Below are 12,355 nucleotides of genomic sequence, written 5' to 3'. Positions count from 1 at the left end.
CAGATTCATGCACGCATAGCAGTATTAAACAGATTTACAGAATTAGGTCGTCCTCATACCCAAGTTGTCACTTGAGTTCTGTTCAGATAAGCAGGTGCTGTCTTTTAAATCTTTGTGCAACAAAACCACTCAAACCTAAAAAGAATCACCCAAAAAATTATGTGACAAAAATCACATAATGACAATATTTGTCCAATTCACACAACACCAATTGACAAAAATTGTCACTTTTTAACAAAAATATACGAATGAATTAGTGGTCTGATTTTTTTTATGTATAAGGTGCTGTTTTTCTATGTAAATTGTCTATAATAAAAGCTGGCACGTTTAGTGCTAAGATTAAAATAGCTTACAAAGCTTATAATTAAATTAACAACATTTGTGGAGAATGTTATGAACACAATACAGAAGGGCTTCACGCTCATCGAACTTATGATTGTTGTCGCTATTATTGGTATTTTGGCTGCAATTGCGATTCCTGCATACCAAGACTATACTAAACGTGCTCACGTATCTGAAGGTTTAAATCTTGCTGCTGGTGCTAAATCTGCAGTGACTGAATATTATGCATCTAATGGTACATGGCCAACTAGCAATTCTTTGGCTGGAATATCAACAGCAGCATCTATTAAGGGTAATGCAGTGAATTCGGTAACAGTAGGTACTAGTGGTAAAATTACTGTAGCAATGAATTCTACTAAGGTTGCATCTGGTAATATTGTTTTAACACCAAGAGATGTAAATGGCGGTATCAACTGGGCGTGTACAGGTACTATTCCTGCTAAACTACTACCAGCCAACTGCCGTTAATTTAGTATAAAATGAACAGGAAGCACCGTAAGGTGCTTTTTGTTTTTATGTGGATAGTATGACAAAGAATATTAAAATTTATGGATTACTGTGTTTTAGCTTAATCATTAGCTATTTTATTTATCATCAGGGATTATTGGGGGACTATGTTTTTGATGATGTCCCTAATATTCTGGATAATACACGACTTGCCATTACAACACTTGATTATAACACCTTAAAAGCCGCTTTTTTTTCAGGTGATGCAGGCCCTTTAGGTCGTCCCATCAGTATGTTGTCCTTTGCACTCAATCATTATTTTACAGGTTTTGACCCTTTTTACTTCAAACTTACCAATCTATTTATTCACTTATTCAATGGTGTATTGGTTTTTATTATTAGCCTAAAATTATTTCAATGGTTAAGCCGCCAATACCAAAGCATTTCGCTGCAATCTGCCTCATATCTTGCTTGTTTAGTCAGTTTAACTTGGCTCATTCACCCGTTAAATCTAACCAGTGTATTGTACGTTGTACAACGTATGACCAGCCTATCCGCATTATTTGGATTATTAGCACTTGCTATCTATTGTATCTGGCGTACTCGAACAATCACAGGACTAAATACCGTACTTGCATTATATAGTATTGCTTTCAGTCTATTGGCTTCAATGCTGAGCAAAGAATCTGGAATTTTATTTATTCCCTTAATTTACTGGGTTGAATTGATTTTTTTTCAAGCTAAAAATCTGCAATTTCAGCCTATTTATATCAAAAAAATTAAATTAATTCATCTGCTTTCGGGTGGTGTGATTGTTGCAGGATTAGTATTTTTATATTTATTGCCGCCCTATCTAAATCCTGTAAATTTTGCAATACGTGAATTTACTTTAGTAGAGCGGCTGCTTACCGAATCACGAGTGATTTTTTATTATCTTAAAATGTTCTTTTATCCATCACTCTCAGATTTGAGCCTTTATCATGATGATTTTGTTATTTCAAAATCAATCACTCAACCAATAACAACACTATACTCTTTAGCAGGATTACTCGGAATTAGTCTAGCCTGCATAGCTTTAGTGAAAAAACATCCCATGCTACTTTTTGCATGGGGTTGGTATATTATTAGTCAGTTATTAGAATCAACCTTTATTAATTTGGAATTAGTGCATGAGCATCGCAACTACTTTGGTATCATTGGCTTTATCATTACAGCTATGTATTATTTGGCACAAATTGATAATCAAAAAATACGTCCTTTTATTTACCTACTCGGTGGAATATATATAGCAAATCTTGCCTTTATCACATGGCAAAGGGCAGGTATTTGGTCAAATCTTGTTGATCATGCCGTTTATGAAGCTACCATGCACCCAAAATCAGACCGTGCCAACTACCAGCTCTCTCGTATCTATATGAATTTAATGCAACTTCACCCAGAGCAACAGGCACACTATGCGGAACTGACAAAACACGCCTTAGTACAGTCAAAGCACAGCTACCTACCTGCCAATGGTGCATGGTTTGCCGAGCTACATTTAGCATCTTATTTAAAAGAGCAGATACCATCAGAAGTTGTTAAACAACTCATTTGGAACTTAAAACACTTACCTTTTAGAGTAAATAATATTGGTTTTCTCAGTGCTTTTACAAAATGTCAAATTAGTAGTGATTGTAAAATACCACATGACCAAGCCATACAAATTATTGCCGCTGGTTTAGATAATCAAAGGATTAGCAATAACCTAAAAGCAGATATTTATAAACTACTTGCTCAGTATTTTATTGGAGTGATTTCAGACTTTGAAAAAGGGGAGGAATTTGCCCAGCAAGCTATCGACTTACATGATGATGTGAATGGACGTTTGATTTTTACACAAATCTATCGTTTACAAGGGAAGTTGGACCTTGCACAGCAACAGTTGCAGCAGGCAAAACAGCTTGATAATAATGGAGCATGGTATAATGAAATACAGGTTGAACAGCGTAACATTCACCAGGCCCATCGCTAAAGCAGCATTCTAGGAAAGTAAATTGTGCCATCCTTATTACGACAATAAAGGAAAGTCTCACACGTGAAAATTAGTATTATACTCCCTGCAAAAAACGAATCGGGGGCAATTGGGCAAACTATTGAACACATTAAGCAACTTAATATCACCCATGAAATCATTGTCATCAATGACGGCTCTACCGACTCAACCCAAGCAATTTCTGAACAAGCAGGAGCAAAAGTTGTTACTCACCCCTACTCTAAAGGCAACGGTGCTGCCATTAAAACTGGGGCAAGAACCGCAACGGGTGAAGTAATTGTCTTTATGGATGCTGATGGACAGCATGATCCACAGGATATTCCCCGATTAATTGAAAAGATTGAACAAGGTTATGATCTAGTTGTCGGCGCAAGGCAGAAAGGTTCTCAGGCAAGTATAGGACGTGGTGTTGCCAATGCTTTATATAATAATCTTGCAACTTATATGACAGAGCATAAGGTTGAAGATTTAACCTCGGGATTTCGAGCTGTTCGTGCAGAAAAATTTAGGGAATTTTTATATTTATTGCCGAATGGTTTCTCCTATCCAACCACCAGCACTATGGCATTTTTCCGAGCAGGTTATTCTGTCACTTATGTACCAATTCATGCAGCGAAACGGGTTGGAAAAAGTCACATTAACCCTGTAAAGGACGGGATTCGCTTCTTTTTAATTATTTTTAAAATTGCTACGTTATTCTCACCTTTAAAAATGTTTCTGCCTATTGCGGTGGTGTTATTTTTAATGGCGACAGGTTGGTATGGTTATACACTGTGGGATGCTGGACGCTTTACCAATATGAGTGCTTTACTTTATACAGGTAGTGTGATGATTTTTCTTATGGGGCTGATTTCAGAGCAGATTACTGCTTTGATGTATAAGGATAATCAATAAATATGATCTTACGGTCTATTGATGTCAAGCAATCCAATTTATTGGTGAAAAAATATTTAGATTCAGCAACATATTATATATTGGCAAGTAATCTTATAGAAAATTTTAGTAACTTCGACGCGAATATGAGTGATCTACCTGAGGAATTACAGTGTAAAATTGCAGAACTTGGTGCAAAACTTAGGGTTGAGAAATTGCAGCTTGTTTTACTGTGGTTATGTAGCTTACGTTCTTATAGGGCTGAAATTCTTGCTATTATTTTACAAAGACAAGTGACAGGGCCGAAAAGTTTACATTTATCACGATTGTATAAGGCAAAGTTGTTGGACTATTTATATCCAGAAGTCATCCATCATCCGCAACAGGCGTATCAAACGACTGGATTGGGATGAGAGTAGTTGTAATAGCAAGGTATTGATATATAAATATAATGTGATTAATAAGTCAAGTCCTCATTAAAAATGATAAGGTCATTAGTTTATGGAACTCAATAAAGAGCAACTTAAAATTCTTGTTACGGGTGGTGCTGGATTTATTGGTTCAGCAGTTATTCGGTATATTATTCAAAATACCCAGCATGGTGTGCTTAATGTGGATAAATTAACCTATGCAGGTAATTTAGAGTCCTTAACTGACATTAAGCAAAGTACACGTTATTATTTTGAATGTGTTGATATTTGCAATCGTTCAGCACTTGACCGCATTTTTAACCAATATCAGCCAAATGTTATCATGCACTTGGCGGCAGAATCACATGTTGATCGTTCTATTGATACACCTGCCGACTTTATGCAAACAAATATTATTGGAACTTATACGTTATTGGAAGCAGCTCGTAAATATTGGTTAAATTTGACAGAAGATAAAAAACAACACTTTAAATTCCATCATATTTCTACTGATGAAGTATATGGTGATTTACATGGTACAAGTAAATTATTTACTGAAACGACACCTTATGCACCAAGTTCACCCTACTCTGCAAGTAAAGCGAGTTCCGACCACTTGGTTCGTGCTTGGCAGCGTACTTATGGTTTACCAACGATTGTGACGAATTGTTCTAATAATTATGGTTGTTACCAATTTCCAGAAAAACTTATCCCATTAATGATTTTGAATGCTTTAGAGGAAAAGCCATTACCTATTTATGGGAAAGGTGAGCAGATTCGAGACTGGTTGTTTGTAGAAGATCATGCTCGTGCTTTGTATCAAGTCATTACACAAGGAAAAGTCGGAGAAACTTATAATATTGGTGGTTATAGTGAAAAGAAAAATATTGATGTTGTGTTGATGATTTGCCAGATTTTAGACCAGCTTTTACCACGGAAGAATGGACAGCCTTACCACAATTTGATTGCCCATGTAGAAGATAGACCTGGGCATGATAAGCGTTATGCTATTGATGCTGCAAAAATTACCAAAGAGTTAGGCTGGAAACCACAAGAAACGTTTGAAACAGGTATATATAAAACTATACAGTGGTACTTAAATCACCTAGACTGGTGTAAAAGGATTCAAGATGGTTCATATCAACGAGAGAGGTTAGGGCTAACATATCATGGCAATTAAGGGCATAGTTTTAGCTGGTGGTTCAGGAACAAGATTATATCCAATTACAAAGGGTATATCTAAGCAACTATTGCCTATTTATGACAAGCCGATGATTTATTATCCGCTTAGTGTTTTAATGCTTGCTGGTATTCGAGATATTTTAATCATCAGTACTCCCGAAGATTTACTCAATTTTAAAAAGTTGCTCGGAGATGGCTCTGATTTTGGCATTCAACTTGGCTACGCTGAGCAATCCACTCCAGATGGGCTTGCACAAGCCTTTATTATTGGTAAAGAATTTATCGGTAATGATAATGTTTGCTTGGTGCTTGGGGATAATTTCTTTTATGGTCAAGGCTTTACACCAGTACTGAAGTCCGCAGTACAGATTCAATACGGTGCTATGGTGTTTGCTTACCAAGTCAAAGATCCTTCTCGTTTCGGAGTTGTGGAGTTTGACTCACAATACAATGTGCTTAGCATTGAAGAAAAACCAATAAAACCCAAATCAAACTACGCAGTCACTGGGCTGTATTTTTACGACAACCAAGTCATTAATTTTGCCAAACAAATACAGCCGTCAGAGCGTGGTGAGTTGGAAATAACAAGCATTAATCAACTATATCTCCAAAACAATCAATTAAAAGTTGAGCTGCTTGGACGAGGATTTGCTTGGTTGGATACAGGTACGCACAGCAGTCTTTTAGAAGCTGGATTATTTGTAGAAACCATTGAGAAAAGACAAGGTTTTAAAATAGCTTGTTTAGAAGAAATTGCCTTTAATAATGGGTGGTTGAATAAGGCACAACTAGCCGAACGTGCATCGGCTTTAAGCAAAAGTGGCTATGGTGAATACTTAGAATATTTGCTAGGACAGCATTCCTAATAATGAGTGAAATGTATGAGCGATAATGGTTTTTTGATATTTGGCTCACCAGCCATTAGCGAAAAAGAAATAGCAGAAGTTGAAGCCTGTGTTCGTTCGGGCTGGCTAGGTACAGGCCCTCGTGTGGCGCAATTTGAGAAAGATTTTGCAGTCTATAAAGAATTAACGCCTAGCCATGTAGCTGCCGTTAACTCATGCACCGCCGCCTTACATGTGTCTATGGTTGCCGCAGGCCTTGTGCCAGGTAGTGAGGTGATTACCACTCCCTTAACTTTTTGCGCTACGGTTAACGCTATTATCCATTCTGATTTAACACCTGTATTGGCTGATGTTGACTTGGCCACTCAGAATATAAATCCTGCCGCAATAGAAGCTGCCATCACCCCTAAAACAAGTGCCATCTTAGCCGTTCATTTTGCAGGCCGCCCTTGCGATATGAACGCTATTATGGCGATTGCTAACAAGCATAATTTAGTCGTTATTGAAGACTGTGCTCATGCGATTGAAACCACTTATCATGGAAAAAAAACTGGCACTTTTGGCGACTTCGGCTGCTTTAGTTTTTATGCTACGAAAAACGTAGTAACTGGCGAAGGCGGTATGATTATTGGTCGGGATGAAAAATTAATTGCTCGTGCCAAAGTGCTGGCTTTACATGGCATGAGCAAAGATGCTTGGCATCGCTTTAGTGACCAAGGTTATAAGCACTACCAAGTAGTAGAAGCTGGTTTTAAGTACAACATGATGGATTTACAAGCCGCACTTGGAATCCATCAGCTTGCTCGTGTTGAACAGAATTGGTTGCGACGTGAACAAATTTGGCAGCGCTATATGGAAGCTTTTGCCGATTTACCAATAACGCTTCCCGCCGCCCCTGAACACAATACAAAGCATGGTTATCATTTGTTTACCATTTTAATTGATGAAGCTAAATGTGGCATTTCCCGCGACCATTTTTTAACAGCGATGAACAGTAAGAAAATTGGCACTGGTGTTCATTATTTATCTCTGCCTGAGCATCCATACTACCAAGAAAGTTTTGGCTGGAAGCCTGAAGATTACCCCAATGCTATGCGCATTGGCCGCCAAACCGTTAGCTTACCGCTGTCGGCGAAGCTGACGGATGAGGATGTGGAATGGGTGATACTAGCAGCTAAAGAGATAATTAAATAAACGGTTTGAATTAATGGAAAAAGTATTTAAATGGAAAAATATAGAGGTTAGTAATACCCCAAGCTCTGACTATCAATCATGGCAGAAGGAAACTAACAGCTATTTTGATGGAGAAAGATGGGGGCAAGTATTACATAAGGGATTTAATACTGAGCGGTATTATTTGTGGGATAGTAAGAATAAAACTGGCCTATCATTAACCATCTTCAAAAAAGGCCCATTTCGTATGGGTTTCTTAGGTTTTCCAGCATGTGTTATGCATTGGGAGGGTGAGGAGCCTTATAGATTAGATGAAATGCTTGAGGCAGTTAAGCACATGCCACACAAACCGCATCTTATAAGAATTACGCCTTCTCAGTTTGCAAACATTAATTTAGCAAATTGCAAAGGTAAAAAATCTATTACGATTGAAACATGTCTGAATAATTTACAAGGATGGAATTCTGAGAACAGCCAAAAAATAAAAAAAGATTGGAATCGAGCTCTTAAAAAATGTAAAAGTTTAAGTGTTGAAAGATTTATAAAAAGTCATTTAATGTATCAGCTATATTTTTCTGCAGTAGTCAAAAATAACGGATCAGAAAAATACAACTTAAGCTACTTTGAAGCCCTTCAAGAAGAAATAAATCATTTAGTAGTTTCTTCAAGGCATATAGATGAGGGCCAGATAAAATCCATGGTTATATCCACCTCGCATGGGAAGGGCTTTTATTATCTTCATGCTGGAAGTACACCAGAAGCAATGAAAATAGGCGCTTCTGACTTTCTTATGAAACAAGTTATTGACGAAGCAAAAGAGAGGGGGTTTGAGGCTTTTAATTTTCTTTCTTCTCCTGAAAATCAACATGGATTAATTAAATTCAAAGAGAAATGGGGTGGGGAAAGCAAAGAATTGATCACATACACCATACCAACAGGCCTGATTGGAAAATTATTATTAGTTATTATGAGTATAGTTGGATAGGTCTTTTATTACCTTTGCAGGTGTGCCACCTGCTAATACATTGGCAGGGATATCGTTTATCACAACAGAGCCGGCGGCGATTACAGCGCCATCTCCTATAGATACCCCTGGATTGATTACTACATGGGAGAAGATTATTACATTGTCGCCAATGTTAACGGACTTAAATATGTGTGCATTTTTATTTATATAATCTGTTCTACTGGCATAGATTCCGACAAACGGGCCACAGTCAAAATTTCTTCCCACTTTAATTTCACTACCACAAGCATATAAAACACAATTTGGTGAGATTGTACTGTTATCACCAATTTCAATCCTCCCTGTATGATTACACCAATTTTTCCCTCCAAGGTGTAGAACTGTGGATGATTGAATATTGATGTTTTTTCCTAATTTTATATTGTTCAACGGCCCTTTTATAATTACATGCGGCTCAAAGCTAGAGTGAGGGTTCTTAAGTCTTAAAACGAATAGATTAAATAGAGTAATATAATAATTGAATACACTATAGATAAAATTCATATGTTTTTCCTTAATCTCCATGTCATTGTTGCCGTGATACCTAATATTATGTCTGTAAATAGTAGAATTAAACGACCAAATATTACCATCGCCGCCAAAGCTTCAAAAGGATAATCCTTGGCAAAATATAAAAAAGCTAGCTCTCGTACACCTGCTCCTGAAGGGAAAAGAAAGACTAAATAGCCTATAAACCAAGCTAGCGTATATAATGCACACAGCTGCAATCCGCCTAGAAAATTCAAGCCAGGCCATGCATAGCCAAAAATTCCCCAAGCCAAGTAATAACAGGCCCAGCTAATAGCTGCGATAAAAAATATCTTGGTTTTAATTGAACAATCACTAGCGGCATAAGGCTCAAGAGCATCTAACCATTGATGTGTTTTTTTATTCGTAAGAGGTTTTAGGAGTCTTTTAAATAATCTAAAAGAGTTATTACTCCATACCACAAAGTAAATTATCAAACCGCTTGCGATTGCTCCTAAAAACCAAGAGGCAGACAGGAAGTAAGATAAGAAAACCGATGATACCCACGCTGCAAAAAATATTGTAAGCAACATAAAAGTCAAGTTAACGCCTAGCCATTGTCCTATGCTTGCTTGCGTTGTTTGTGAAGCTTGGTAAGCGACTCCCCATATTCGTCCAGGTAAATGCTTCATTAGCTGTGCCACAAAAAACAAATGTGATAATTCTCTTTTACTGTGAATCGCCCCAACTCCCTGTCGAAATAATAAGTAAAAAACCTCAAAGACTAAGTAACCACCCACTGTTGTGCCTAGCAGAGTTAACATTAGCCAGCGGGAGTCAAAATGCCCCATGGCGGATAAAGCTTGTGGCCATGCTTCCCATAAAATCCATCCGACCCAAAATAAAGATAAGAATGAAAGCACGGTAAACCAAGGTTTTAGGCGCTGTCGCCAATCTGGCTTTCTCTCTGATCTATAAGGGACTTTATTTTCCATTTTGTAATCCTAGTTTTTCCAGCAAGCATGATGCTATGAGGGAAAGATCAAACACTTTTGCTTGTAATGCTATATCAGACTCGTATTTAGCAGGGCTGGTATTCAATGTTTGTTGTAAACCTTTCGCATAACTAGCGGCTGTTATTTCTTGCACTAATACGCCTGTATTCAGGTCAGCAACTAAGTGTGTTAGGTCGCCAACAGGCATTGATAGTACTGATCGCCCAAGTTTTATTGCATCAGAAAAAACAACAGGGATACTTTCAATTCGGGAGGGTATTAAAACCCAGTCAGAACGAATAATTGCAGCTTCAGCTTCTTGTTTGTTTAAGTAGCCACCAAGAACAATGGGGCGATTTTTCTGCTGAAGGATGGTTACTTTTTCTTTAACTAGATTTTCTAGTGGGCCGCCACCAAAAATCTCAACTGTTTCTATTTTTTTCCAATCTGCATCAGTAAGAAGAGCTAGAGCTTCTAACAAAATATCAACCCCTTTATTCGGATGCCAACGACCCAAAAACAGTAGTCGATAAGGCGCTTGTTCACGGGGCAACGGTGGATTTTTAGTTATTATTGCTCGGGTGCTGGGAAGAAATTCTATTTCTCTGCCAGAAATTTGTTTAGCATCCTCAGCGAGTTGATACCCATCAGCGTAGGCGTTTTTGGCTTTCCTTATTACATTGGCAAGTATTTGCTTAACGATTGGCCATTTACCCAATGACCATATATCACTACCCAATACCCAAACTGAGTACTCTATACAAAGTCTTTTGGCAATACGCCTTGCCCACTCTCCACTAGGAAATCCCCACAAGGCAAAAATATGGCTACTCTCCAAAGATGCATTTAAAACAGCCTTCTGCCCATTAATTAAAACCTTAATAAGCCAAACAAAATCTCTTGGTACCCAAGGTTTGAGGGTGGATAATGGCTTAGGTGGGGCATTATACCTGTAAATACGGATGTTGTTTTTCCAATCTTCTACACAATTCGCTATACCTGGTGCAACAACATGCACACGGCAACCTTGGATAGCAAGCTCTTCTACGAGATCAGATACGAAAGAACCAGCAGCTTCACTACCATCATTAGCTATAGGGAATGATGTTGTAACCAGTGTAATGGTTTTCATTTTTTTAAGACAACCTCATAACCTTGTGTCATATTTTCCCAATTTGGTAAAATACAGCTGATAAGCCATGTTAAAATGTTTATGATAAATATACTTAATATAGCTATCGGCATCAAAAATAATGTTAATTTATTTTTTGTAATACAACCTGCTATAGCTATACAAAATAGTAGTCCAGCGGTCTTTAATGCATGCAATCTAGGTTTTACCTCTATATATTGAAATCCTGTATTTTTTGCTATATTTTGTAACCCGTACCGACTATAACGCTGAAAATCAAATGGTGCATCATGTATAGGGTAAAGAAAAGGAATACTTATCCATGCTGTTCCACCAGACTTAAGCACTCTGTATATTTCACTAAAGACTTTTTCGGGGTCTGGAACATGTTCAATAACTTCTAAACAAGCGATATTATCAAAAGAGTCATCTGCAAGAGGTAAGTTCACTGCATCAGCGATAATATTAGGTTTTGATTTGTATATTTCTATGCCTGTATGTGGATGATCTAATGCTGTATATTGAACAGATCTAGGTAGTTCTTTTTCCAACCATCTATCCCCAGCACCAATATCAAGAAAACTGCCTTCTGCTTGTTGCAAGCCATTAGGTGGCTTTCTTGAACCAAGTAACCATTGTGGGTGTAATGGTGTTGCCTTTACTATTTTTTTTAAAAAATTAAGCATTCCTATTACCTGTTACGCCAATTTTAAATTTTTAAGCTATTAAAAAATAAAGGACATAACCCAATTTTAGTTTGACCAAGAAATATAAATCAAAGTTATGCCAATATAACAATCTACCACTTTGGTATACTTATTCATATAAGAACTTTACCAACATGCCGTTATTACAACTATTGAGATGCAGAGGATTTCCTCCTGCTGTGACAAATGCTAAAATTATAACCATTTGCAATATACCAGTTTGAACACTCCGCTCCTCAGATAGGTGGAGGAAGAGTGCGTGTAACGATATGGTTAGCTTTTTATTGAGCATTTGTCTTGAGTGGATTTCCATACCTCTTGAGGTATTCTACACCAATTTCAGCCGACCCCGTATAGGTAAGATGTTGATCATCTGGATAGAATGGCACTTTGTTGAGATAGGAGTAGCACACCGTTTCTGGACAAATAATCGAGTTAAAGTCTAATACTATCAGCCCCTTATATTTTATTTTTAATTTAACTAAATCACGTTCCCAATCTGTAAAATCAAGATCACGATACTTTCGATCAAAAAAACATTTGTCTTGAGGATATGTAGTTCGTAAATTACAATTTACATCTACATCTTTGAGAATAGGATGGCTTTGTTGCATAAACCTAGCCTAGAAAGATTATTCAGTCCTATAATTTCAATATGAATAAACCTGCTCCTAAAATCTATCGTACAACTAACTGGTCTTCCTACAATCGTGCCCTCATTAACCGAGGTAATATTTCCATTT

The 12,355-nt window shown here is 37.3% G+C and carries 12 protein-coding genes and 1 pseudogene; 8 read left to right on the top strand and 5 right to left on the bottom strand.

Translation table 11 applies throughout. The features are described 5' to 3' along the window. Positions 1–402: 402 nt before the first annotated feature. The 8 genes from AC07E5_RS10630 (at position 403) to AC07E5_RS10595 (ending at position 8,289) form a co-directional block, all read left to right on the top strand. Positions 403–810 carry a pilin gene (locus AC07E5_RS10630; protein ID WP_416713740.1) on the top strand — a complete coding sequence of 136 codons (408 nt, stop codon included), beginning with the start codon at positions 403–405 and terminating at the stop codon, positions 808–810. A gap of 58 nt (positions 811–868) precedes the next feature. Beyond that, positions 869–2,800 (top strand): hypothetical protein, encoded by a 1,932-nt coding sequence (locus AC07E5_RS10625; RefSeq protein ID WP_416713726.1) that lies wholly within the window; start codon positions 869–871, stop codon positions 2,798–2,800. Positions 2,801–2,863: 63 nt separating this feature from the next. Next, positions 2,864–3,715, top strand: a complete 852-nt coding sequence (locus tag AC07E5_RS10620; RefSeq protein WP_416713725.1) for a glycosyltransferase family 2 protein — start codon at positions 2,864–2,866, stop codon at positions 3,713–3,715. Between the two features lie 2 nt (positions 3,716–3,717). Continuing rightward, on the top strand, positions 3,718–4,107 hold the full coding sequence (locus tag AC07E5_RS10615; protein WP_416713724.1) for a hypothetical protein: 390 nt from the start codon (positions 3,718–3,720) through the stop codon (positions 4,105–4,107). An 88-nt stretch (positions 4,108–4,195) separates the two neighbouring features. Beyond that, positions 4,196–5,284, top strand: coding sequence for a dTDP-glucose 4,6-dehydratase (gene rfbB / locus AC07E5_RS10610; RefSeq protein ID WP_416713723.1), 1,089 nt, complete (start codon positions 4,196–4,198; stop codon positions 5,282–5,284). Beyond that, positions 5,274–6,152: a glucose-1-phosphate thymidylyltransferase RfbA gene (gene rfbA / locus AC07E5_RS10605; RefSeq protein ID WP_416713722.1), complete on the top strand. Its 879-nt coding sequence runs from the start codon at positions 5,274–5,276 to the stop codon at positions 6,150–6,152. Before rfbB ends, rfbA begins: the two co-directional genes overlap by 11 nt. 15 nt (positions 6,153–6,167) lie before the next feature. Then, complete coding sequence (locus AC07E5_RS10600; RefSeq protein WP_498625439.1) at positions 6,168–7,325, top strand: DegT/DnrJ/EryC1/StrS family aminotransferase; 1,158 nt, start codon at positions 6,168–6,170, stop codon at positions 7,323–7,325. A gap of 13 nt (positions 7,326–7,338) precedes the next feature. Continuing rightward, the gene (locus AC07E5_RS10595) at positions 7,339–8,289 is read left to right on the top strand and encodes a peptidoglycan bridge formation glycyltransferase FemA/FemB family protein (RefSeq protein WP_498625438.1); all 951 of its coding nucleotides are present in this window, start codon (positions 7,339–7,341) and stop codon (positions 8,287–8,289) included. Between the two features lie 3 nt (positions 8,290–8,292). On the opposite strand, the pseudogene AC07E5_RS10590 reads toward AC07E5_RS10595, so the two are convergent. The 5 genes and pseudogenes from AC07E5_RS10590 to AC07E5_RS10570 all read right to left on the bottom strand — a co-directional run. Next, positions 8,293–8,442 (bottom strand): annotated as a pseudogene (locus AC07E5_RS10590) (acyltransferase); the annotation flags it as partial. Positions 8,443–8,810: 368 nt separating this feature from the next. Continuing rightward, positions 8,811–9,773, bottom strand: a complete 963-nt coding sequence (locus AC07E5_RS10585; RefSeq protein ID WP_498625436.1) for a hypothetical protein — start codon at positions 9,771–9,773, stop codon at positions 8,811–8,813. Continuing rightward, a complete protein-coding gene (locus AC07E5_RS10580; RefSeq protein WP_498625435.1) occupies positions 9,763–10,905 on the bottom strand; it encodes a glycosyltransferase in 1,143 nt (380 codons plus the stop codon). Before AC07E5_RS10580 ends, AC07E5_RS10585 begins: the two co-directional genes overlap by 11 nt. Further along, a complete protein-coding gene (locus AC07E5_RS10575; protein WP_416713717.1) occupies positions 10,902–11,591 on the bottom strand; it encodes a class I SAM-dependent methyltransferase in 690 nt (229 codons plus the stop codon). The genes AC07E5_RS10580 and AC07E5_RS10575 overlap by 4 nt, the downstream gene beginning before the upstream one ends. Before the next feature lie 302 nt (positions 11,592–11,893). Continuing rightward, complete coding sequence (locus AC07E5_RS10570; RefSeq protein WP_416713716.1) at positions 11,894–12,226, bottom strand: SGNH hydrolase domain-containing protein; 333 nt, start codon at positions 12,224–12,226, stop codon at positions 11,894–11,896. Between the last annotated feature and the right edge of the window lie 129 nt (positions 12,227–12,355).

This window comes from Acinetobacter seohaensis (assembly GCF_056431365.1).
This window is presented reverse-complemented; position numbering and strand designations above follow the sequence as displayed.

Excerpts from the sequence above, each read along its gene's own strand:
- AC07E5_RS10625 (WP_416713726.1), top strand. The coding sequence starts at position 869 with ATGACAAAGAATATTAAAATTTATGGATTACTGTGTTTTAGCTTAATC.
- AC07E5_RS10585 (WP_498625436.1), bottom strand. The coding sequence starts at position 9,773 with ATGGAAAATAAAGTCCCTTATAGATCAGAGAGAAAGCCAGATTGGCGA.
- AC07E5_RS10595 (WP_498625438.1), top strand. The coding sequence starts at position 7,339 with ATGGAAAAAGTATTTAAATGGAAAAATATAGAGGTTAGTAATACCCCA.
- AC07E5_RS10570 (WP_416713716.1), bottom strand. The coding sequence starts at position 12,226 with ATGCAACAAAGCCATCCTATTCTCAAAGATGTAGATGTAAATTGTAAT.
- AC07E5_RS10615 (WP_416713724.1), top strand. The coding sequence starts at position 3,718 with ATGATCTTACGGTCTATTGATGTCAAGCAATCCAATTTATTGGTGAAA.
- AC07E5_RS10580 (WP_498625435.1), bottom strand. The coding sequence starts at position 10,905 with ATGAAAACCATTACACTGGTTACAACATCATTCCCTATAGCTAATGAT.
- AC07E5_RS10575 (WP_416713717.1), bottom strand. The coding sequence starts at position 11,591 with ATGCTTAATTTTTTAAAAAAAATAGTAAAGGCAACACCATTACACCCA.
- rfbB (WP_416713723.1), top strand. The coding sequence starts at position 4,196 with ATGGAACTCAATAAAGAGCAACTTAAAATTCTTGTTACGGGTGGTGCT.
- AC07E5_RS10600 (WP_498625439.1), top strand. The coding sequence starts at position 6,168 with ATGAGCGATAATGGTTTTTTGATATTTGGCTCACCAGCCATTAGCGAA.
- rfbA (WP_416713722.1), top strand. The coding sequence starts at position 5,274 with ATGGCAATTAAGGGCATAGTTTTAGCTGGTGGTTCAGGAACAAGATTA.